19 protein-coding genes are annotated in these 21,745 nt (G+C 51.9%); 10 read left to right on the forward strand and 9 right to left on the reverse strand.

The window, feature by feature from the left end:
- Positions 1-74 precede the first annotated feature (74 nt).
- Together AC3WQT_RS23405 and AC3WQT_RS23410 are read left to right on the forward strand one after the other, a co-directional pair.
- Entirely contained in the window at positions 75-1,349 is a 1,275-nt protein-coding gene (locus AC3WQT_RS23405) for a nucleotide disphospho-sugar-binding domain-containing protein (RefSeq protein WP_492707581.1), read from the forward strand.
- A 344-nt stretch (positions 1,350-1,693) separates the two neighbouring features.
- On the forward strand, positions 1,694-2,911 hold the full coding sequence (locus tag AC3WQT_RS23410) for an arabinose transporter (protein WP_492707583.1): 1,218 nt from the start codon (positions 1,694-1,696) through the stop codon (positions 2,909-2,911).
- Positions 2,912-2,970: 59 nt separating this feature from the next.
- Here AC3WQT_RS23410 and AC3WQT_RS23415 read toward each other — a convergent pair whose 3' ends face one another.
- Both AC3WQT_RS23415 and putA read right to left on the reverse strand, forming a co-directional pair.
- Entirely contained in the window at positions 2,971-3,624 is a 654-nt protein-coding gene (locus AC3WQT_RS23415) for a TetR/AcrR family transcriptional regulator (RefSeq protein WP_492707584.1), read from the reverse strand.
- A 117-nt stretch (positions 3,625-3,741) separates the two neighbouring features.
- Entirely contained in the window at positions 3,742-7,401 is a 3,660-nt protein-coding gene (gene putA / locus AC3WQT_RS23420; protein WP_492707586.1) for a trifunctional transcriptional regulator/proline dehydrogenase/L-glutamate gamma-semialdehyde dehydrogenase, read from the reverse strand.
- Between the two features lie 150 nt (positions 7,402-7,551).
- On the opposite strand from putA, the gene AC3WQT_RS23425 reads away from it, so the two are divergent.
- Positions 7,552-8,010 carry an Lrp/AsnC ligand binding domain-containing protein gene (locus AC3WQT_RS23425; RefSeq protein ID WP_110254407.1) on the forward strand — a complete coding sequence of 153 codons (459 nt, stop codon included), beginning with the start codon at positions 7,552-7,554 and terminating at the stop codon, positions 8,008-8,010.
- A 134-nt stretch (positions 8,011-8,144) separates the two neighbouring features.
- Here AC3WQT_RS23425 and AC3WQT_RS23430 read toward each other — a convergent pair whose 3' ends face one another.
- On the reverse strand, positions 8,145-8,798 hold the full coding sequence (locus AC3WQT_RS23430) for a LysE family translocator (protein WP_492707588.1): 654 nt from the start codon (positions 8,796-8,798) through the stop codon (positions 8,145-8,147).
- A 20-nt stretch (positions 8,799-8,818) separates the two neighbouring features.
- Between AC3WQT_RS23430 and AC3WQT_RS23435 the strand changes: the two genes are divergently transcribed.
- Both AC3WQT_RS23435 and AC3WQT_RS23440 read left to right on the forward strand, forming a co-directional pair.
- Positions 8,819-9,127, forward strand: coding sequence for a hypothetical protein (locus AC3WQT_RS23435; RefSeq protein WP_492707590.1), 309 nt, complete (start codon positions 8,819-8,821; stop codon positions 9,125-9,127).
- 469 nt (positions 9,128-9,596) lie between these two features.
- A complete protein-coding gene (locus AC3WQT_RS23440) occupies positions 9,597-11,426 on the forward strand; it encodes an AMP-dependent synthetase/ligase (RefSeq protein WP_492707592.1) in 1,830 nt (609 codons plus the stop codon).
- 89 nt (positions 11,427-11,515) lie between these two features.
- Here the strand turns inward: AC3WQT_RS23440 and AC3WQT_RS23445 are convergent, their stop codons facing one another.
- The 5 genes from AC3WQT_RS23445 to AC3WQT_RS23465 are packed head-to-tail and all read right to left on the reverse strand — an operon-like array spanning position 11,516 to position 15,714.
- On the reverse strand, positions 11,516-12,772 hold the full coding sequence (locus AC3WQT_RS23445) for a DUF4214 domain-containing protein (protein WP_492707594.1): 1,257 nt from the start codon (positions 12,770-12,772) through the stop codon (positions 11,516-11,518).
- 25 nt (positions 12,773-12,797) lie between these two features.
- Positions 12,798-13,691 carry an FAD:protein FMN transferase gene (locus AC3WQT_RS23450; RefSeq protein ID WP_492707596.1) on the reverse strand — a complete coding sequence of 298 codons (894 nt, stop codon included), beginning with the start codon at positions 13,689-13,691 and terminating at the stop codon, positions 12,798-12,800.
- A 32-nt stretch (positions 13,692-13,723) separates the two neighbouring features.
- A complete protein-coding gene (locus tag AC3WQT_RS23455) occupies positions 13,724-14,854 on the reverse strand; it encodes a DUF3570 domain-containing protein (RefSeq protein WP_492707598.1) in 1,131 nt (376 codons plus the stop codon).
- Positions 14,855-14,902: 48 nt separating this feature from the next.
- Complete coding sequence (locus AC3WQT_RS23460; protein ID WP_492707600.1) at positions 14,903-15,157, reverse strand: DUF4266 domain-containing protein; 255 nt, start codon at positions 15,155-15,157, stop codon at positions 14,903-14,905.
- Complete coding sequence (locus tag AC3WQT_RS23465; protein WP_492707602.1) at positions 15,154-15,714, reverse strand: TlpA family protein disulfide reductase; 561 nt, start codon at positions 15,712-15,714, stop codon at positions 15,154-15,156. Before AC3WQT_RS23465 ends, AC3WQT_RS23460 begins: the two co-directional genes overlap by 4 nt.
- Positions 15,715-15,980: 266 nt before the next feature.
- Between AC3WQT_RS23465 and AC3WQT_RS23470 the strand changes: the two genes are divergently transcribed.
- The 4 genes from AC3WQT_RS23470 to AC3WQT_RS23485 all read left to right on the forward strand — a co-directional run bounded on the left by AC3WQT_RS23470 (position 15,981) and on the right by AC3WQT_RS23485 (position 18,912).
- Positions 15,981-16,415, forward strand: coding sequence for a carboxymuconolactone decarboxylase family protein (locus tag AC3WQT_RS23470; protein WP_492707603.1), 435 nt, complete (start codon positions 15,981-15,983; stop codon positions 16,413-16,415).
- Between the two features lie 17 nt (positions 16,416-16,432).
- On the forward strand, positions 16,433-16,933 hold the full coding sequence (locus AC3WQT_RS23475; RefSeq protein WP_492707604.1) for a cupin domain-containing protein: 501 nt from the start codon (positions 16,433-16,435) through the stop codon (positions 16,931-16,933).
- 160 nt (positions 16,934-17,093) lie between these two features.
- A complete protein-coding gene (locus AC3WQT_RS23480; RefSeq protein WP_492707606.1) occupies positions 17,094-18,149 on the forward strand; it encodes a sensor histidine kinase in 1,056 nt (351 codons plus the stop codon).
- Positions 18,150-18,168: 19 nt separating this feature from the next.
- A complete protein-coding gene (locus tag AC3WQT_RS23485; protein WP_492707608.1) occupies positions 18,169-18,912 on the forward strand; it encodes a LytR/AlgR family response regulator transcription factor in 744 nt (247 codons plus the stop codon).
- 641 nt (positions 18,913-19,553) lie between these two features.
- Here the strand turns inward: AC3WQT_RS23485 and AC3WQT_RS23490 are convergent.
- Entirely contained in the window at positions 19,554-20,549 is a 996-nt protein-coding gene (locus AC3WQT_RS23490; RefSeq protein WP_492707609.1) for a GlxA family transcriptional regulator, read from the reverse strand.
- Positions 20,550-20,631: 82 nt separating this feature from the next.
- Between AC3WQT_RS23490 and AC3WQT_RS23495 the strand changes: the two genes are divergently transcribed.
- Positions 20,632-21,714, forward strand: coding sequence for a DJ-1/PfpI family protein (locus AC3WQT_RS23495; protein ID WP_492707610.1), 1,083 nt, complete (start codon positions 20,632-20,634; stop codon positions 21,712-21,714).
- The last annotated feature ends 31 nt before the right edge of the window (positions 21,715-21,745 follow it).

Consider the following 21,745-nt stretch of genomic DNA (forward strand, 5'->3'; position numbering starts at 1 on the left):
TGATATCGACTACGTACGGTACTTACTTTTGAAAATCTACCTGTAAGAAGTGCCTTTCCAGGCAAATAAAAACAATGACTAAATCCAGGCACTTCATTTTCCTTGGTGTAGGCACGCTCGGGGATATATTTCCTTTCCTGAGCCTGGCAGTCGAAATGCAGAGGCGTGGACATATGTCCACGATGCTGCTGGCCCCAGTTCATGCCATTCATGCAGAAATGGCTGGTATTGCCTACAAGATTTTGGGTACCCAGGCTGAATATGATGCCGCTATGCGTGATCCCGATATATGGAATGTACGCAAAGGTCTGGGTATCGTACTTGAGTCATGCAAACGCTTATTTACAGAAATACCTGATTACTTCGCTTCTTTGCCTGCTAATCAGGATTGTGTATTTATTACTCACCCATTGGGATTGCCTATAGCAGATCTGACGCGTAGTTTTCGCCCTGATATTCCAGTCATCGGGGCTTACCTGGCACCCTCCAATTTAAGGACTGTGCATGATCCATTGGTCATGGGTGATTTATTCATACCGCGCTGGCTGCCCGTATGGATGCGTGAATGGCTGTGGACTTATGCAGACAAGAATTTTGTTGACCCGCTTGCTGTCCCCATCATCAATCAAGCCAGACTAGTCAGGAACTTGCCACCAATCAAGAGCCTGCCACCATATATGTATGCTGTGCCAGACCTGAGCATCAGTTTTTTCCCCGCATGGTTTGCTCTAGCACAGCCAGACTGGCCAAATCCTATTGTTATGGGGGAATTTCAGCTGTACGACAGCAGTCCTGATAAAGACTTATCCACAGAGTTGCAAGAATTTCTCGCAGCAGGCGATGCGCCAGTGATTTTCACCCCGGGTTCAGGGAATATACAGGCCAGCCATTATTTTCAATGTGCGCTGCAAGCAGTGCAAAAACTGGGTTTGCGGGCGATTTTCCTGAGTTCTCACCGTGAACAGATCGTGGCAAACTTGCCGGAGAACATACTTTGGCAAAGCTATTTACCCCTGCGCAGTATTTTGCCACTTGCGTCAGCCCTGGTTCACCACGGTGGTATAGGCACAACCGCAGAAGCTTTAAGAGCAGGCATACCGCAACTGTTGTTGCCACAGGCTTTTGACCAATTTGATAATGCTGCGCGCGTAAAAAATTTGGATGTTGGCGATTTCATGCGCATGTCGCGCCTGACGACACGTAAATTAGAGCGCAGTCTGTCACAACTACTGGGTTCAGCATCAATCAAAACAAACTGTGCGCTTGTTGCTAAGAAATTCAAGAAAGCTGGTCATGCAGATTCTTTATGTGATGCGATAGAAGCGGTAAATTTAAGCAAGAGAAAATAAAGTAATCAATTTCAGCGACAAGATATAGCCGAACTTATCCACAACTCATTATTGTCTATAGGTTTTTTTATGCGCGATTTTATGCAGTCATATTTATCAGCAGATGATGAATATGCCAAAAAGATCTAATTTTCAAGTTAAGACAAAAACTGTCTGCGCAGCAGTTTAAAACGCGAATACTTCGCGTTCACAAGAAAAAAATAAAAATCCCGGAAATGCGCAAAGCCACGCCCTGCCTGGCTTGCAACGCGGTTTCATGCTACCGGCATTACGCGACTATTCGATAGGGATGAAGACTTTTATCATATCCAGCATCAATCACATGATTATGCCTGGAGTTTTTTATGTCTTTATCTTCTCAATCTTCGCAGCCCTTGTCTGCTGCACCCGCAGCGGCTGGCGGTAGTGTTTTTCTGAAACTGCTGCCACTCACACTGGCGGTTTTTATCGGCTTTCTGACCATGGGCATGCAGCTACCCGTATTACCGCTGTACCTGCATGACAGCCTGGGCATGAGTACACTGGTGGTCGGCCTGGTCATCGGTACACAGTTTGCTGTTGCCCTGCTGTCACGAGCATGGGCTGGCAATTTTGCCGATATGCGTGGTACCAAGCGTGCAGTACTCACTGGTTCCCTGATTATTGCCAGCTCAGGTCTGGTGTATCTGGCATCGCTCCCCTTTGTCACTACACCTGCAGTATCGGTGTGGATACTATTGTCTGGCCGTGTCTTGCTGGCCATAGGCGAAAGCCTGATGGTCACCGGAGCACTGGGCTGGGGCATAGGGCTGGTCGGGCCGCAAAATGCAGGCAAGGTCATGGCCTGGGTAGGTATCGCCATCTACGGTGCATTTGCCTTCGGTGCACCAGCAGGTGTCGTCATCAATTCTCATCTGGGATTTGCTGGTATAGGCATAGCGACAATTTGCATGCCCGTCGCCGCATTGCTGATGGCGCTGGGCATTGCTGCCGTCCCACCGACAGCAACTGTCCGTATGCCTTTTTACAAGATACTGGGCACTGTCGTAATACCCGGCCTGGGACTGGCTCTCGCCAGCATTGGCTTTGGTGTGATAACGGCTTTTTCTGCCTTGTTGTTTGCGGCAAAAAACTGGGGCAACTCCTCGCTTGCATTCACATTCTTTGGTGTGGCTTTCATCGGTGCCAGGATTTTATTTGGCCACTTGCCTGACAAGCTCGGTGGCGCCAGGGTCGCACTTGTCAATGTTGTGATAGAAGCCGCCGGGCTCATGCTGATCTGGCGGGCTGATACTGTCAGCATGGCCTATATAGGTGTTGCTTTGACAGGCTTTGGCTATTCACTGGCCTTCCCCGGTTTTGGTGTTGAAGCTGCGCGCCGTGCACCACCACAAAGCCGCAGTGTTGCCATGGGTGCCTATGTCGCTTTTCTTGATATGTCATTGGGCATAGTCAGCCCGCTGGCTGGTTTTATCGCCGGGTACTGGGGCGTCGATGCTGTTTTTCTTGCTGCCAGCGTGGCAGTGGCTTTGTCTTTGCTAGTGGCTGTGCGTTTGCTGGGTAAAGCATCTGCAAGTGCGTAAGGTACTGAAATTTTTGCAGGTGCGCCGTGCGCACCATCCACGGGAGATTGATCAGGCTTTCAATAAGCCTGATCAATCTCTTCCTTGCTTTTGATACTGTTCAGATAAACACAGAACATATCTGCCATGGCATTCGCATAGCCATCTACTCTGTCGGCAGGATAGCCATTTGCCGACACATGCTCACCAGCACTGCTGAGTGTGGTCGAAATCAGTTCTTCAACGATGGACCGCGTCGCTGCTGCTGCGACTGGAAGCAACTCTTCTATGAATACCCGTATGGTCTGGTCCCAGTATTGCCATGCTTCCTGTGCTTCAGGGTCATCGTTATACTGCGGGGCGATATCGGTGAGGGCATTGCGCATCTGTGCCTCTTCACATTCTGAGCGCAAGAAGGCATGCACGAGAGTGCGCAAGCGCTCCAGTGGTGCCTGTTGAACATCCTGAAGGATATTGCGCAACATCCCGCCAGTCTGTCGCCATTCATCACTTTGCAGGCGGAACAGGATGGCTGCTTTGTTCGGGAAATATTGATATACAGAACCCACGCTGACCCCCGCTCTTTCTGCTACCCGCGCCGTGGTAAATTTTTGCGCGCCCTCTCTTTGTAAAACCTGAAGGGCAGCTTCCAGTATGGTCGCCACCAGATCAGCCGAACGGCTTTGCTGGGGTCGCTTTCTTGAAGAGATAGGAGGGGTTTGAGGTTTGCTCATGGGATTATGAAGTGAGATTCAAGACAGTACTCTGAGATGATATGCACTATATATTCCCGCCATGAAAAAAGCTCCTGCATTCAGGAGCTTTTTTTGCAGCGACAATACGGAAAACGATCAGGTCGCCAGTGTCATCAAACTCGCATTGCCGCCGGCAGCCGTGGTATTCACACAAAGTGCCCGTTCTGCCATTAAACGCCACAGAGGAATTTCTGCATGGTCATGAGTTTCGACAACGGAGACGATAGCGTCATCCAGGCCTGCAAACAAGAGCTTGTAATGCGACAGCAAACCGCCTTCGACCAGAGCCAGTTGGGCACCGCATTGCTCTGCTTCTGCAGTGATGATGAGTTTGCTGACTTCGATTGGCAAACCTGCTGGCAAGATAGACATGGTTTGTGCAGGCAACACAGGCAGGTTGCCAGTCGCCAGTGTTGCGGCCAGTTGGTTGATGATGCAATTGACTGTCGTTGCCGCGCAAAAAATACGGCCACGAGGTGCAAATGACAGGGTATTGCGTTCACCTGTCGGGCCAGGTAAGACCTGGGTCACTTTGTAGGGGCTGTTATGGGCATAGTGCTCACCCAGTTCGGCGATTTTTTGATGACCTTGTTTTTGCGCCCAGACCAGCAAGGCTTCCAGTGCTGGTGGTGACTGGCGTTCATATACGGTATGTCCACCCAGGCCGGTCACAGGCGTGCGTTGCAGGCGTTTCAGGTACAGCGGGCCGCCTGCTTTGGGGCCGGTACCGGATTTGCCTTCGCCGCCAAATGGTTGCACACCCACCACGGCGCCAACGATATTGCGGTTCACATAGATATTGCCAACGTGAGCGCGGGAGATGATGAAATCGATAGTTTCATCAATACGGGTATGGATGCCCAGCGTCAGACCAAAACCGGTGCCATTGATCTGATCTATCAATGCCGGCAAGTCATTGCGCTTGTAACGCAAGATGTGCAGTACCGGGCCAAACACTTCTTTTTTCAGGTCGGCCAGACTGGCGATTTCCATGACAGTCGGCGCAACAAAAGTACCGGCGCGGCAAGTGGCTGACAGGTCCAGCGTATAGAAAGATTTGGCCTTGCCACGCATGCCATTGATATGGCTCATCAGATTGTTTTGCGCTTCTGCATCGATGACGGGGCCTATATCAATAGCCAGGCGGTCTGGCTGGCCTATGCGCAATTCTTGCATGGCACCGTGCAGCATTTCTATGGTCTTGTCGGCGATATCTTCTTGCAGGCACAGTACGCGCAGGGCAGAGCAACGCTGGCCGGCACTGTCAAAAGCAGACGACAATACATCATTGACGACTTGTTCAGGCAAGGCACTGCTATCGACGATCATGGCGTTTTGGCCACCAGTCTCGGCGATCAGCGGGATATCGATGCCCTCAGCCACAGCGCGTTTCGCCAGCGTGCGGTTGATGATTTGTGCGACTTCGGTAGAGCCTGTGAAAATCACCCCTTTGACGCGGTGATCCGCCACCAGCTGGGCACCAACGACTTCACCCGTGCCTGGCAAGAATTGCAGGGCACCACGTGGCACGCCTGCTTCATGCATCAGTTGTATGGCACGATAGGCGATCAACGGGGTTTGTTCTGCTGGCTTTGCCAGCACCACATTTCCAGCGGCCAGTGCGGCACTGACTTCACCAATGAAGATGGCCAGCGGGAAATTCCATGGACTGATACAGACGACAGGGCCTAGCGCCTGGGTATTTGCCTGGCTCTCAACCTGGGCAGCGTAATAGCGTAAAAAATCAACGGCTTCGCGCATTTCTGCCAAAGCATTCGGCAGTGATTTACCAGCTTCACGTATTGCCAGCGCCATGAAATCCAGCGTTTGTGCTTCCAGCAAATCAGCAGCTTTTTTCAGGGCTGCAGCACGTTCTACCGGCGCTGTGGTTTGCCAGTCCATCGCATACTGTTCTGCCGCATGCAGGGCAGTTTGCACATCCTGGGCATCGGCTTCGATTACTTCGCCGACGACATCCAGCTGATTGGCCGGGTTATTCACAGGGCGCGCCTGGGTAGCAGATATCTGGCCATGCAGGATAGGTGCAGCTATCAAACTTTGCTGGCTACTCTCGGCAAAGTGGGCGCTGATTTTTTGCAGCTCCAGCTCATTCGAAAAATCCAGGCCAGCAGAGTTCTTTCTTTCCTTGCCAAACAAATCCTTGGGCAAGGCGATGGAGGTATGCGGCGCACCACCGAGTTCACGCGAGACGGCTATTGGGTCGGCCAGCATGGATTCTATCGACACGCTTTCATCAACGATCTGGTTGACGAAGGATGAGTTCGCACCATTTTCCAGCAGACGGCGTACCAGGTAAGCCAGCAAGGTTTGGTGTGAGCCTACCGGGGCGTAGATGCGGCAAGGCTTGTCCAGTTTGTCTTTGCCTACCACCTGGTCATACAAGGTCTCACCCATGCCATGCAGGCACTGGAATTCATAATCAGTGATACCGGCTTTTTGTGCCCAGGTATAAATGGTGGACAGGGTCAGCGCATTATGCGTGGCAAACTGTGGATAAATCACATCAGTCGCGGCCAGCAGTTTTTGTGCGCAAGTCAGATAAGACAAATCGGTGTAGACCTTGCGGGTGTAGACCGGGAAGCCACTCATGCCATCAACCTGAGAACGCTTGATTTCTGCGTCCCAGTAAGCACCCTTGACCAGGCGTATCATGAACTTGCTGCCGCTGCGGCGCGCCAGGTCAACCAGGTAATCGATCACGAACGGGCAACGTTTTTGATAGCCTTGCACGACAAAACCTATACCTTCAAAACCTTTGAGATCGGCATCAAAGGCCAGTGCTTCCATCAGGTCCAGCGATAATTCCAGTCTGTCGGTTTCTTCTGCATCAATGTTCAGACCGATGTTGTATTGCTTCGCCAACACCAGCAATTTTTTCAGCAGGGGCAGCAATTCATTCATCGTGCGTTCACGCTGGGCGCGTGAATAGCGCGGGTGCAGGGCAGACAGTTTGACTGAAATGCCAGGGCCATTCTTGATACCGCGGCCATTCGAGGCCTTGCCTATCGCATGAATGGCCGTTTCATAGGCTTTGTAATAGAAGGCTGCATCCTTGGCAGTCAGCGCGGCTTCACCCAGCATGTCATAAGAATAGCGGTAGCCACGTTTTTCATTGTCCTGGCTATTTTTCAGGGCCTCTTCTATGGTTTGGCCAGTGACGAACTGGTTACCCAGCATGCGCATGGCCATATCCACGCCTTTGCGTATCAAAGGCTCACCGCCCTTGGCGATCAAACGTGTCAGGGCAGAACCCAGGCTTTGTTCGCTATTCGTGCTGACCAGCTTGCCAGTCACCAGCAAGCCCCAGGTGGCAGCATTCACAAACAAAGAAGGGGATTCACCCAGGTGTTTGCGCCAGTCACCCTTGCTAATCTTGTCGGCGATCAGACGGTCAGCGGTTTGATGATCGGGGATACGTAACAGCGCCTCGGCCAGGCACATCAGGGCGACACCTTCTTCTGACGATAATGAAAATTCATGCATCAGGGCATCAACACCAGAAGCGCGAGTGCGTTGCTGACGTACATTGCTGACCAGGCGGTGTGCCAGTTCTGCAACACTCTTTTGCTGATCCTCGTGGGCATTTACATTGCCAAGCAGCCATTGCACAGCATCAGGCTCTGATCGGCGGTATGCTTCTGTAATTGCAGTTCTGAGAGGGCTGGCAGGGGAGAGCAGCTCTGCTTGCAGGGCAGAAAAAGGCGAGTTATTAGTTGGCACGGTGATCGCAATCATATAAAAATAATCAAAACAAATATGATTTCATTGTATAGATGCTCTTCGATGATTAATTCTGGAAATCAGAACATATATCGAAATTTTCTTTTTTGTGAGAAAATTATGCCGAATATTATTAATCACCACACTGACGATTTTTGACTTCTTATGCTCGACAAAATCAGTAAAAGAATTCTGGCCGAATTGCAAAACGATGGCCGTATCAGTAATGTAGAACTGGCAACAAGGGTTAACCTCTCCCCTGCCGCCTGCCTGGAACGCGTGCGCAAGCTGCAAGAGTCCGGCTACATACTAGGATACACAGCCCAGCTCAATCCCCATCTTTTAGATGTGGCTTTGCTGGTTTTCATTGAAGTTGTGCTCGACCGCACGACACCAGACGTGTTCGACGCTTTCCGGCGTGGCGTACAAGCCATCCCTGAAGTGCTCGAATGTCATATGGTGGCGGGTGGTTTTGACTATCTCGTCAAGGCGCGTGTCAAGGACATGAATGCCTACCGCGACTTCCTTGGCAAATCCCTGCTGCAATTGAACGGTGTGCGCGAAACGCATACCTATGCAGTGATGGAAGAAGTTAAAAATACCAGCTGCCTGCCAATTAAGTAATATCGGTAGTATTAAGCAAGCAGCTTGTTCAGGTATTTCTTCAGACTCTGTTGAGCCTGGCATACATGCCGCATTTCTTAAAGATGCGGCATGTTTTCATTTGCGCTTCTGATTCCTCTTTTTCTGATTTCTCATCAATGCTTGCCCGACAGCGCCAGCTTGATACCGAAAGAAACAAACATCAGCCCGATGAAGCGGTTCAGCCACAGTGTGACAGCCTGATTGACACGCATGCGCTGTCTGGCAAATGCCGTCGAGATAGCGAGGAAATGGCACCACAACATGCCATTGAAATTGAAGATACAACCCAGGACGATCAAGGCCAGCGGCTTGTTGCTGGCATCAGCCGCAATAAATTGCGGTACAAAAGCCAAAAAGAAAATCGCTACTTTCGGATTCAATATATTCGTCAAAAAGCCTTGCATGAAAATCTTGCGGTGGCTGAGTGCAGGCAGGCTGGTTCTGCCCTCTGTGTCTGCTTGCTTTTGTTCAGCAGATTTTGCCCTGCTTAGCAGCATGGACACACCTATATACAAAAGATAAGCCGCACCCGCCAGTTTGACAACAGTGAAAGCCGTAGCGGAAGTCGCCAGCAAAGCCGACAAACCCAGCGCCGCTGCCATGATATGCACCAGTGTACCCGCACCTATGCCCAGCGCTGCTGCCGAACCCGCACGCCAGCCCTGCGTCGCGCTACGCGTCATGATCAGGATGGAATCGGGGCCGGGGGCGATATTGAGTAAGATACCGGCGATGATGAACTGGACGAGGTCTTGTGTGCCTAACATTGGGGGAACTCCTGTATGGGATGGGCGGACAAGAACTCGATTATACTGATAATCAGCCAAGTACTTTGTACACGGTTTGTCCCCTGACCGCTTATTCAACCATGAAATCGTTCTGGCAAAATTTACCCCCGCTCTGGAAAACCCTGGCTATCTGCCTTATGGTGGAAACAGGCTTGTTCGCTTGCCTGATGATAATCAGTCATTCACTGGCGCTTACGCTGATCGTGCAGATCGTGGTGCTGGGGCCTGTCAGTATCTTCCTTGCGCCCACCATCTACAGAAAATACAAGAAACCCGTCAGAGGGAAAAGGTTTTTACTATCAAGATGAATAAAATGCTCTACGACTGGGTTTGCCATGCCTGCGCAGCAGAAAACAGCAAATCCGTATCGCGATGCCAGGCTTGTGGCTGTGCTGCTTTTGCCAGCGTGAACGAAATGGAAGTGCATGCAAAGGGTCAGCGTAAAATTGATTTGCAGATATCACGCGAACTGGTGATGACTGTGTTGTTTTGGGCAGTGATAGCGAGTTTTCTGCTATTTATCAAACTGTTGGTCTAGCGGACTGTAAAAGTGCAAGCGCAAGCGAGGGACATGCGCGGGGTGTTCCGGGGCAAGGCTTACACTATATTTGCCTGGTTGTTTTGAGCTCAGGCAATAAGCCTTTGTAGAAATTGTTGCATAATGATGCTTTTAGCAGGCATTTTCGTCGCATATTCGTTTAGATATCGAAAAATTAAAAGCTTTCACCGGGTCCGGGGGAAGCTTGCCGCTTGATCGCTCAATTTCTTCAGTATTTCATGTCTACCTCTGCGCAAACAACCATATCCCCAGACTTATCCACAGTGCAAACCCTGGCAGAATTATTTGCCTGGCGGGTCGCACAAACCCCTGATGCAGAAGCCTACCGGCAATTTGATGAGCTGACAGATCAGTGGATATCTTATTCATGGCAACAGACGCAAGAACGCATGCAGGGCTTTATCAAGGCCCTGTCGCCACTGGCGCTCGAGCATGGTTCGCGTGTTGCCATCTTGCTGCCGAATGGCTTGCATGCTGTCTGCATGGACCAGGCGGTGCAGGCCTGTGGCTTTGTGCCGGTGCCCATGCATGCGCTGGATAACCCGGCCAGTATTGCTTATATCCTCAGTGACAGCGATGCTGCATTTTTAATCGCCGCAAGCGACCGGCAATGGAAAGATATCGCCAATGCAGGTCTGGAATTGCCCGCTTTGCGCCAGGTTGTTGTTCTTGAAAAAACGCTGGAGGCTGCGGCCTTGCCAGCCAGCGCCCCTGTCGTGCAAATCGATGAATGGCTGGCCAGCGCAGTGCATTTGCAGGCTACAGTAAAAGGGCCAGTCGCCGATGATTTGGCGGCCCTGGTCTACACCTCGGGTACGACTGGTAAACCCAAGGGTGTCATGCTGACGCATACCAATGTGGTGTCAAATGTAAAGGCAGTTGTCCACAGGGTGTCGCCTGTCATCACTGATGTATTTTTATCTTTCCTGCCCTTGTCGCATACCTTTGAGCGTACTGCCGGTTATTACCTGCCAGTGGCTGCGGGTGCCTGTGTTGCTTTCTCGCGTTCGGTCAAGCAATTGCCGCAAGACTTGCTGGAAGTGCGGCCAACAATCCTGATTTCCGTGCCGCGTATTTATGAGCGTGTGTATGGCGTGATCCAGACCAAACTCTCTGCATCAAAACTCCAGGCGAATTTATTCAATCTGGCGATTGCCACTGGCTGGCGCCGCTTCAGCCGTGAACAGGGTTTGCTCAAGGGGGATGGCATGACGGCCTTGCTGGATGGCTTGCGCTGGCTGGTACTTGAACCTCTGATTGCCAGCAAACTCAAGAACCAGTTTGGTGGTCGCTTACGGGTGGCAGTCAGTGGTGGGGCGGCGCTGTCGCAAACAATTTCGCAATGTTTTTTGGGCTTGGGCATACCTATCGTACAGGGCTATGGCATGACTGAGACTGCGCCTGTGGTTTCCTTTAATGCGCCGGATGATAATGACCCTGCCACCGTGGGCCGCGCTGTTGAAGGTGTCGAAGTACGCATAGGCGAGAATGCAGAATTGCAGGTGCGTGGCCCGAATGTCATGCGCGGTTACTGGAAGCGGGAAGAAGATACCGCCAAAACTTTTATCGATGGCTGGCTGCGCACTGGCGACCAGGCTTCCATTGTCGATGGCCGCGTGCGTATCCTGGGACGTGTGAAAGAAATCATCGTCACTTCGACAGGTGAAAAAATCGCTCCGGTTGATCTGGAACTGGCGATCATGAATGACGTGGTGTTTGAGCAGGCTTATGCTTTTGGCGAGAATTCACCGTTTATCGCCTGTGCGGTTGTTCTTAGCCGTGCTTACTGGCAGGAATTGTCCAGCTCGCTGGGCCTGAACCCTGATGATGCCGCCAGCCTCAAGTCACCACAGGCACAGAAAGCGGTCGTGCAGCGTATCAAGGCGCTGACGAAAAACTTCCCCTACTATGCCCAACCGCGTGCCGCGATTTTGACGCTGGAAGCATGGACTGTGGAAAACACGTTGATCACCCCTACCCTGAAGCTTAAGCGCAATAATTTACTGGCGCATTTTGCTGAGGATATCAAGGCTGTTTACACGCGCTAATGGACTGAGCTTGATCTCAGTCGCTGTTGATAAATCAGGACTTATTCACATGCTGATGCTGCAAGCCCGCAGCATCAGCATGAACGTCTTTAACCAAACGGGATAAAGTCTATACCGTTCTGTATCTTGGCTATCACCTGCACCTGGTTCTCTGTGCTTTCACTAAAACTGGCGAGTATGTCTGCGCGCGTCATGCCCTTGCTGACCTGCCCATTCCAGTAATCAAAACCTGCCTGGTCTGGTGTACGGTGCAAGACATTGCTGTACAAGGCTGTCAGAAAGGCATTGTCAGAGATATTTGCACCATACAATTGCTTGAACTCATTTGAAATGACAAAGCTGGCAGCAACCTGGTTCAGTGTTGATCCCTTGTCCATCTGCCCTATCCAGTAACCCAGACCAGGCAGATCTGGCGTGCGGTTAAAGGCTGCCTGATAAATGCGGTAGGCGACACCAGCTGTGCTATTGATGTCGAGCGCCACCGACATGTCGGAAAATTGAAGACGTTCTACCTGATTCTCGGTATCCGTACCCTCTGCCCCGGTCTTGTCCTGCACAGTGAAGCTTGCTCCAGAGGCGGTAATCGTAAAGTCAGCACGTTTGCCAGCATAAATCGCTGTATCCAGACCAGCACCACCATTGATGACGTCATTCCCGGCCAGGCCATTGAAACTGTCATTGCCAGCAGTGCCGTTCAGATTGTCATTGGCTGCCGTGCCTACAATGCCGCCTGGGACGGTTTTTGCCACCGTGGTGAAGGAGTAACTGCTGGTGCCAATGAAGTTATTGCCGGCTATGTCCTTGATAGCACCTGAAGGTATGTTCAGCTTGTAGGTGCTGTTGTTATTCAAGTCATTGGTCGGGTTGATGGTGACGGTATTGCCGTTGATGCTGACATTGCTGCTCTGGGCGATATTGTAGTTGGCGACAACGCTGCCATCCGCATTCATGAGGCTGATCGTGCCACTGCCAGCAGTGACGGTTTCACTGAAAGTCAGCACGATATCGCTATTGGTCGCCACGCTATTAGCCAGTGTGGCCGGACTGAAGCTGATCACCGAAGGTGGCGTGGTATCACCAAAAAAACTCAGCAGGTCAAGCACATCCTTGCCATTGTTAAAAACCAGCCTCTCCATGTTGAGCAGTGTGGCATGCAATTCGCCACTGGCACCGGACAGCGTATCGACATGAATGGAGCCATCCGCAGCCAGCGTGATCGTATATTCGGAACGCAAGGAAGTACCGAGATTCAGTGTATCTATGCCACCTTTTCCATCGAGTGTAAACGTCGAGGGATTAATGACGGTCCAGGTATTATTGCCGTCGTCACCAACTACTGTTGCCATGATAAATACTCCTTCAATTCATTATTCAGGCAGCAGCCTGAGTATGTACTTTGCCCTGCTGATCTATTGCCAGAAAGCGTAATCCGGTTTTCTGCAAATACGCCAGTGCATCTGCTTCTTTCAACATGCCTATGGTGGTACAACTGCCTGCCAGTGCCGTCAAGGGTGCCAGCACGCTGATACTGCGCCAGTACCTGACCGGCATGCCGGTTTGCGGATTCAGGATATGGCAGTAGCGTTGTCCGTCCGTTTCAAAATACCTTTCGTAATCGCCACTGGTCGCCAGCGCCCCTGTCATTAAAGGGATGCTGGCAGCGATCTTGTCCTGCTGGCGCGGGTCTTGTATGCCCATGACCCAGGGCTGCCCGTCCGGCTTGGGGCCTAGTACCCGTATATCACCTCCCAGGTTGACATAGCCATGCGTTACACCTGCAGCCTCTAATACTGCCGCCGCCCGGTCTGCCGCATACTCCTTGCCAAAACCGCCAAAATCGACCTCCATGCCCGCCAGCGGCAATCTCAGCCTGTCACCTGCCCGTTCGACTTTTGTCCAGCCTATGCGTTGGCACAAAGCCTGCAATTCATCTGCTGCCGGTACCCGCTGGCTCTTGAAATCCCAGGCCTGGCGCAAGATACCGGCCGTGATGTCGAACAAGCCATCGCTGGCCTGGTGCAGTGCCTGGGCATAATCAAACAAGGCCACGGTTTCTTCATCACAGGCCACGGCATCACCACCTGCCTGGCTATTGATGCGCGAGACTATGCTGTCTGGCCGATAGCGCGAATACTTGACTTCTATCCTTCTCACTTCCGCAATCGCTTCCTGTGCCTTGGCAAACATCTGCTGTTCATCGGTATCGGCGATAACGACTTCACAGCTACTGGCCATGGCCTGGAAAGGAATACGATAAATCTGCATAAAAACCTGAACTCAATCACTAAACTCGAAAACTAAAATTGACGTGCCAGTCCAACTTGTATGGTCTTGGCATCAAACGGCAATAGGCCAGTGCTGCCACTGCCAAACAAACGGTATGAAGCTCGTTGCTGGTATTGCTCAAATTTCACATCGACCTGCCAGTCTTCATTAATCTGTTTGGCCAGCTTGATACCCACAGTGCGTGCGCCATAGGCCGAGACCCGCTGGTCTTCTGAATAATTCTGCGCCCCATCCGGTGGGTTAGGTGCAAACGGATACATGTCTGGCTGTGCGTCGACATAAAAACTGGCCGCACTCTGGCTATAGAAACGCAGTATGGGCGTGACGCTCCAGCCCTGGCCAAAAGGCTGGGTATATTCCAGGTTGAAGGTATGCGACCTGATTTTCCAGCTATCGCCAAAATAGCGGTAACTGAGTCGTGCACTGCCGCCTGTGGCATCAAAGTGATGGTTCCAGCGGGCTAATAGCGTATAGCTGTTGCGTTCATCCGGGCGTTTGTCGAAAGCCTTGTAGGGGTCGGACAGATAACCCTTGGCATGGGCCAGGCCAAGATTGATCTGCAGAATATCATTCATGCTCATGACCTGGGTCAGTCCCAGCAAGGCATCGGTCACCTGCTTGTTTTCACCCCTGACCTTGCCGGTGGAGGCGCTGACGGTATCATTGGCAAAACCCAGGCCAGCTGTCCAGGTGGTATTTTTATCTTCGCTGAACTGGCTGCCCTGTAGCGACATGCCACGCGAAATATAATCGGCTTCGCTGGATGCTGTGGCACCCAGGGTCAGCGTGTGATGCGGGAAATAGCGGGTAACTTCCGCATCCAGTGCCCGGCGAAAATCCCTGAGCTTGACCAGGCCATAACTATGGAAGGCTGGTGAGGCACCAGAAATACTATCGGTTACATAAGTCGCACCAACCGACCATTCATCCGACAGCGGTGCCATGATCTTGAGGGCACTGGCCTGTACCTTGACGCGGTCTTCACCGGGTTGGCTATCCTTGTAGTCAAGCAATTTCAGGCTGATAAGGCCTTTGTCCGGTGCTGATTCAGCATGGGCAGCCTGCATCATGGGCAGGGCCAGTGCGGCTGCCAGCAAAGTGGTGGCCAGATTGTCAGGGGTTTTGGAAGTGACTGGTTTCATGCTTTTTTTTCCTGAGCCTTATCCACGCTTGTTCTTCAATTTTATTCTTCAATTACAACCGCAGCCGCCGCCACCAACACCAGTGCCGCCAAAGGCAGATTCCTTGCTGGAATAAGTATGCTCGGCGAATTTGCTTTCCAGCTTGTCATTGTCAAAGGTCATTTCCTTCTTCGCCAGCTTGCCTTTTTCCCAGGGCTGTACGGCTTGTACCAGCTGCATATTGCCGCAAGCGGTACAGGACAGCACCAGGCCCAGCAATACCAGTTTTTGCCAATGTTTGTAATGTATGAATTGCATCATCATTTACTCCCCAGACTTGCCACGATGGCCTGCTCAATTTTTGCCTTGCTGGCTTCATTAAAGCCCGCATGCTGCGACAGTATCTTGCCATCCCTGTCTATCAGGATACTGCTGGGCATGCCCTTGATTTCATACTGGCGTGGCATGAGACCCTTAGGGTCATAGGCTATATGAAAATTGCCAGGACTGGATTTCAAAAAATCCAGTGCATCTTCCTGTTTGGTATCCAGATTGATAGCTACCACCTGGAAACCCTGTGCACCGTATTTGCTTTGCAGCGCATTCATCCACGGAAAGGATTGCTTGCAAGGTCCGCACCATGAAGCCCAAAAATCCAGATAGACGACTTTGCCGCGATAATCACTCAGTTGTATATTGCCCTTGCCACCCTGTACAGTAAATTCAGGGGCTGGTTTGCCGGTTTCCAGCGCCATTGCCGGCATGCCCAAGCCCAAGGCGAAAGCTACGGATACCGCTGCCGTCATTGCTGTTTTAAGATTCAGAAATTTCATGGTGCTGCCTTGCCTGTCTTGCAGGATAAGTTGTTGCCGACGCTTCATAAGCAGCTTGCGCTAACATCCATCATAAGCCTTGTACTGCGCAAATAAATCTTGGCTTAGGTAAAGATACCGGGTTTTCTGTAATGAACTGTAACGGGAGTATGTCCTTAAAACAAGTCTGTCCTCAAACAAGTTTCCAAATTAACATATTTTCCTTTGAAAACGGCATTGCTACCTAAAAACAACAAATTGCATTGCCGTTTTGACCCCTTCCGCTGTTCTGGCTAGCATGCCCTTACAGAAAATCATATGGAGCGCACAAAGCAATGCATAAGCAAACAGATTCGCAAACAGATCAACAGTTTCAAGATGGTCTGCAGATACGCAAACAAGTCATGGGTGACGCCTTTGTCGAAAAGGCATTCAGCAATACCGATGCCTTTACCGCACCGCTGCAGGAATTTGTCACCCGCAATGCCTGGGGCACGGTCTGGTGCCGTGATGGCCTGGATTTAAAAACCCGCAGCCTGATTACGCTCTCTATGCTGACTGCCCTGGGGCGCGCGCACGAGATCAAAGGACATGTACGCGGTGCGGTCAATAACGGCGCAAGCATGAAAGAAATACAAGAAGTACTATTACATGCCAGCGTGTATTGCGGCATGCCACTGGCCATTGACGCCTATCGCTCTGCCCATGAAGTCTTGCTGGAAATGGGCAAGGTCGAAGCGGACAAAGCAGGAGCCACCTCACCTGATTGATTTCAAAGGAAACCGGTATGACAGAGAGAAGAAAAGCTATCGCACTCACTGAAGACGGCGTAACCCGTCCGTTTGCGGTGGAGGATGTACCCTGGGATGAATATTCCCACGGACAGAGTTTTGGTTCACGTTATCGCCAGCTAGGTCAATATGGTGGTTGCCAGCACGTAGGCGTGAGTCTGGAAGAACTGTCACCCGGCAAACTCGCCTGCCCCAACCATTATCATTATCTGGAAGAAGAGCAATTGATGATGCTGGACGGCAGTCTGACCCTGCGCATGGGTGAGCAGACTTATGTCATGAAAGCGGGTGATTACATGGTATTCCCGGCCGGGCAAAAGGTTGGTCACAGTCTGTTCAATCATACCGATGCGGTATGCCGTTACCTGGTCATAGGTGAGCGTAATCCCCATGATGTGATTGTCTATCCTGATAGCAACCGTATCAGTGTGGTGCTGGCTGGTGAAGGCTATGACAAGGCGGCAACGCTGGAATACTGGGCGCGTGAGAAGGATTGAGAAGGACTGAAAGACATTGAAAAGGATTAATCAGTGGCGCAAGCTTTGCAATTAAGTTCCCTAATTCCTCATTTGGTGTCATCTCCATAGCTGTCCGGCAAGAATTGCCGGATACTGCATGCATGGCTCAGATTTGTGGAAAGGATAGGTAATGCGCCGCATGTGGCTTTTTTATACCCTGGCATGGATAGCATATTCCATACTGATCGCTCTTGCGATACAGATAGATGGTCTGTCCAAAGGGCAGTTTGATCTGCAACTGGCGATGTATTCAGAGATCAATACTTTGCCAGCGGCAGTGACCCTGGCCTTTATCTGGCCCCTGACCGGCCTGATAGAACGCAAGGGTTTGCGGCCTCTCAGTATCGTATTCATCCATATCCTCTTGTCCGTTGGATTCGGGTTTTTCTGGCATTACCTGGTCAGTGGTTTCATGCAAATGATAGTGCATGTCAAGGCAATCGAAGAAGTCCGCCCCCTGAGTGCCTATATCTGGCCTTTCCTGTACAGCCTGATGATGTATGGCGTGGTCGCCAGTATTTTTCATTCCGTGCGCTCCAGCGACGCGCGCCGTTTGCAGGCACTGGCTGCAAGCCAGGCCCAGGGTTTGCTGGTGGTGGCTGAACTGGCCAGCTTGCGCAATAAACTCAATCCCCACTTCCTGTTCAACACCCTGCATTCCATCATTGCCCTCATGCGCAAGGATGGCAAGGCAGCTGAGGCTGCATTATTCCGTTTTTCCGACATGCTGCGCTATGTGCTTGATAGCGAAAAAAACGGTACTACCCATGTCGCCCTTGAAGAAGAACTGAATTTCGTGCGTGATTATCTGAACTTGGAAGCCTTGCGCCTGGGACACAGGTTAAACGTCAACTGGCAGCTCGATGAAATGGCAGGTGGCTTCGGGCTACCTGCCTTGAGCGTGCAACCTCTGGTGGAAAATAGTATCAAACATGCCTTCAACCCGCGCGCCCAGCCTGGTAACTTGCTGATCAAGACCAGGCTCAAGGCCCTGCATGGCGAACTGGAAATCACCATCAGGGATGATGGCCCCGGAGCTGAGCTGGCAGATGTTCACGCTTCCAGCGGTATAGGCGTGAAAACCGTAGAACGCCGCCTGCACCTTGAATATGGCGGGCGTGCCAGTTTCACCATCAATACTGCACCCGGACAGGGTTTTGAAATATGCCTGACGATACCTATCTCCTCGTTGTGACGCTTGGCTGGACTACATCATGACTAAAATAAAAACCGCCTTTATCGCAGAAGATGAACCACTGGCCCGCGAAGTCTTGCGCGACGCTGTCAGCGACAGGCCAGAACTCAGTCTCATTGGCGAAGCTGCTGATGGCGTCACTGCCCTCACGCAAATCAATTTGCTGAAACCAGACGTGGTCTTCATGGATATACAGATGCCCGAGATGACCGGCCTCGAAGTCTTGCGCCGCCTCAGCCATTTACCCGAAATCGTCTTCACTACCGCGTATGACCAGTATGCCGTGACCGCCTTTGAACTGCATGCAGTTGATTACCTGCTCAAGCCTTTTACACGTGAGCGCTTTGATGCAGCCGTAGACCGTTTGCTGGATGCGCCACCATCCATGCAAGCCATGGAACACGCGCTGAACCTGGCAGCAGGCCGTGAAACCAGCCGGCTGGAACGCATCCTGGTGCGTGACCGTGGCCACATCTTCCCGGTCAATGTGAATGACATCGCCTACCTGAAAGCTGATGCCAAATACACCGCCATCATCGTCGGTGACAGGACCCATTTGGTCCGGCTGGGCATCACCGAACTGGAAACCCGGCTGGACCCGGCACGCTTCATACGCATACACCGTTCGCTACTGGTGAACCTGGATTTTGTCGAATCCATGAAAGCGGATGAGCAATCGCAATTGCGTTTGCATATGCGCGATGGGAGTGTGTTGCTGGCGAACCGGGAGGCTTCGAGGATGTTGCGGGATATGTCGATTTGAATTTGTGTTCCCTAGTGCTTTGAGTTTTTATGCTTTTATCTATCGCTGACAGCAAGCTTTCGCCATGCTGGTTTTTGTTCCTTCTCCTTCAAGGAGATGCGTGGGAATTCGCAAAGCGCAGCTTTGTGCCATGCATATCTAAGCCGCTTGCAAGTGGCGCGGTGGGGAAGGCTGGGATGAGAATGGGGTTCTTTCGATCAGCAGTAATAATAAGACGAAGTGCAATCTCAAATCCGTCGCTCCAGCGCAGGCTGGAGCCTAGTGGCGTTCGTTGTCTACTTCAGTCGTTATTAAAGCGGTTACCCTCCGTGGACACAAGCCGGGTCTCGGCCCGGCGGCCGAAATACTTTCTTTGCGTCGCCAAAGAACGTATTCAAAGAAAGGCGACCCAGGCGTAGTCGCCCCTAAAGGGGTTCCCGTTTGTGCAGTACAAAAAATGGGAAGATCCGAAACTCGCTTCGCTCAGACAGCGGCTCTTCTTAATCCATTTTCTGTACCGCACAAACGGCGCCTACACATGGGAACTGCGGAAAATCAAAAGCAACTGCAACCCCAAAGCAAAACCCAACAGCAACGTCAATGCGACCGTTGCGGGATTTTGTTTGTAGTGCTGCTTGGTCATGCATTCATTGTCTGACCTCTCAATCCAAACCCCCAAACCTCTCCCTGAAAAACCCCGGCGTAATCCCCAGATGTTTCATGAAACTGCGATGTAATGTATCCAGGCTGTTATAGCCAGACCGGTCTGCAATTCTTGCTAGTGGCCAACTGGTAGTGACCAACAAATTCTTGGCAAACTCCAGACGGGCGCTTTCTACAAAGCGGGCCGGAGTGGTTCCAGTTTCTTGCTGGAAGATGCGCGCGAATGTACGTTCGCTCATGTGCACGCGGGCTGCCAGTGCCGGGGTGCGCAGGTCGCCGGTGGGATTGGCGAGGATTTCGCTGAGCAATTGCTGCAGGCGCGGGCTGGCCTGGGTTTGTGATGAGATCTGGGTTTGCAGGCTGTGACTGTATTGCGATTGTCCACCGGCGCGGCGCATGTACAGTACCAGTTCACGCGCTACTGCCAGGCTCAGAGCCGGGTCGCCGTCGGCTTCCAGCAGGGACAGGCACAGGTCTATGCCTGCGGTGACGCCTGCTGAGGTATAGATGGGGCCATCGGCGGTGAAGATGGCGTCAGCATCCAGCTTCACCTCAGGGAATAGCTTTTGCAGCAAGGCGCAGGTGTTCCAATGTGTGGTGGCGCGGCGGCCATTCAACAAGCCAGCAGCGGCCAGTACCAGTGCGCCTGTGCAGACGCTGGCGATGCGGCGGGTGTTTTTACTACGTGCTTGCAGCCAGGGCAACAGGATATTCTCCGCCGCAGCTTCGCGCATCGCAGCTTCACTGCCACCGGTGACGATGATGGTATCAATCTCTGCGGGCAAATCCCTGAGTGCGCATACCCCATGTATTTCCAGCCCGGCGTTAGTGGTGATATTGCCGCCCTGTGGGCTGGCGACGATCAGGCGATAGGTCGGCATGCCTGGCGGTCTGTGCTGATTGGCGACAGCAAATACTTCCATGGGGCCACTCAGGTCCAGGCTTTGCACGCCATTCAGAGTGATGAAAACTATGCTGCGGGTATTGTTGTCCATGGCAGAATTTGCGACAAGATTGGCACTTCGGCCAAGATGTTGATGATTATAGTGTGCCTGTGGATAAATCCCCGGTGCACTGATGAAAACAAAAATCTTGATGTACTTGTTCTTGAGCTTCAGCTTTTCCCTGGTTAGTGCTGATACGCTGCCCTCGCCTTTACCAGCCTACCAGCCGCGTTTTGGCCGCGACAAGCCTGTCGTTGCCGTAGTCGCCGATAATGAAATGACAGAGCTGACTGATTTTGTCGTGCCTTATGCGATGCTCAAGGCCTCAGGTGCTGCGCAGGTATTTTCTGTCGCAACCGCTAGTGGCGTGGTGAATCTGTATCCGGCACTGAAAATGCAGGCACAGGCAAGCATGGCTGAATTTGACCAGACTTATCCACAGGGTGCTGATTACGTCATCGTTCCCGCTGTGCACAATGTGCAGGCTGCAGTCCTGCAAAACTGGGTCAAGGCGCAGGCTGCCAGGGGGGCAGTGATCGTCGGTATCTGCGACGGCGTCTGGGTTCTGGCGCATGCAGGTTTGCTGGACAAGCGCCGTGCCGTCGGTTTCTGGTATTCCATGGATAGTTTGCAAAAACAATTTCCCGGCACGACCTGGGTGCGCAACCAGCGCTACCTGGCCGATGGCAAGATCATTACCACCACTGGAGTGACAGCATCTTTGCCTGTATCGCTGGCTATGGTGGCAGCAATTGCAGGTCATGAGCGCGCCACTACTCTGGCGAATGAGCTGGGGATAAAAGAGTACTTATCCACACACGATAGCCAGCAATTTCGCCTGAGCGCTGCCAATATCATCACCATCGCCAGCAACTGGCTGCGCTTCTGGTCGCATGAAGAAATTGCCCTGCCACTCAGCGATGGCGTCAATGACATCGCCCTTGCCCTGTATGCCGATGCCTGGTCGCGCACCTACCGCTCGCAAGTGAAAACCTATGCCAGTAGCATGCAGGCTGTGAATACGCGTTATGGTTTGCAATTGCTGCCGGATGCAGTGGCTGATGTATCTGCCATGGACAGCTTGAAAAAAGAACACAACTGGCTGACTGAAATCGCCCCGGCCAAGGCCATGGACAGGGCCTTGCAGGAGATAGGCAAGGCTTACGGGTTGGCTACCAGGGCGCTGGTCAGCACCTTCATGGAATATCCGCAATAGAAGAATCGGGGAACCAAGTCATTGTATTCAG

The organism is Undibacterium sp. FW305-107 (assembly GCF_058788535.1).

Bases quoted from the DNA above. Each gene is read 5' to 3' on its own strand.
- AC3WQT_RS23405 (WP_492707581.1), top strand. From the start codon at position 75: ATGACTAAATCCAGGCACTTCATTTTCCTTGGTGTAGGCACGCTCGGG.
- AC3WQT_RS23410 (WP_492707583.1), top strand. From the start codon at position 1,694: ATGTCTTTATCTTCTCAATCTTCGCAGCCCTTGTCTGCTGCACCCGCA.
- AC3WQT_RS23415 (WP_492707584.1), bottom strand. From the start codon at position 3,624: ATGAGCAAACCTCAAACCCCTCCTATCTCTTCAAGAAAGCGACCCCAG.
- putA (WP_492707586.1), bottom strand. From the start codon at position 7,401: ATGATTGCGATCACCGTGCCAACTAATAACTCGCCTTTTTCTGCCCTG.
- AC3WQT_RS23425 (WP_110254407.1), top strand. From the start codon at position 7,552: ATGCTCGACAAAATCAGTAAAAGAATTCTGGCCGAATTGCAAAACGAT.
- AC3WQT_RS23430 (WP_492707588.1), bottom strand. From the start codon at position 8,798: ATGTTAGGCACACAAGACCTCGTCCAGTTCATCATCGCCGGTATCTTA.
- AC3WQT_RS23435 (WP_492707590.1), top strand. From the start codon at position 8,819: ATGGGCGGACAAGAACTCGATTATACTGATAATCAGCCAAGTACTTTG.
- AC3WQT_RS23440 (WP_492707592.1), top strand. From the start codon at position 9,597: ATGTCTACCTCTGCGCAAACAACCATATCCCCAGACTTATCCACAGTG.
- AC3WQT_RS23445 (WP_492707594.1), bottom strand. From the start codon at position 12,772: ATGGCAACAGTAGTTGGTGACGACGGCAATAATACCTGGACCGTCATT.
- AC3WQT_RS23450 (WP_492707596.1), bottom strand. From the start codon at position 13,691: ATGCAGATTTATCGTATTCCTTTCCAGGCCATGGCCAGTAGCTGTGAA.
- AC3WQT_RS23455 (WP_492707598.1), bottom strand. From the start codon at position 14,854: ATGAAACCAGTCACTTCCAAAACCCCTGACAATCTGGCCACCACTTTG.
- AC3WQT_RS23460 (WP_492707600.1), bottom strand. From the start codon at position 15,157: ATGATGATGCAATTCATACATTACAAACATTGGCAAAAACTGGTATTG.
- AC3WQT_RS23465 (WP_492707602.1), bottom strand. From the start codon at position 15,714: ATGAAGCGTCGGCAACAACTTATCCTGCAAGACAGGCAAGGCAGCACC.
- AC3WQT_RS23470 (WP_492707603.1), top strand. From the start codon at position 15,981: ATGCATAAGCAAACAGATTCGCAAACAGATCAACAGTTTCAAGATGGT.
- AC3WQT_RS23475 (WP_492707604.1), top strand. From the start codon at position 16,433: ATGACAGAGAGAAGAAAAGCTATCGCACTCACTGAAGACGGCGTAACC.
- AC3WQT_RS23480 (WP_492707606.1), top strand. From the start codon at position 17,094: ATGTGGCTTTTTTATACCCTGGCATGGATAGCATATTCCATACTGATC.
- AC3WQT_RS23485 (WP_492707608.1), top strand. From the start codon at position 18,169: ATGACTAAAATAAAAACCGCCTTTATCGCAGAAGATGAACCACTGGCC.
- AC3WQT_RS23490 (WP_492707609.1), bottom strand. From the start codon at position 20,549: ATGGACAACAATACCCGCAGCATAGTTTTCATCACTCTGAATGGCGTG.
- AC3WQT_RS23495 (WP_492707610.1), top strand. From the start codon at position 20,632: ATGAAAACAAAAATCTTGATGTACTTGTTCTTGAGCTTCAGCTTTTCC.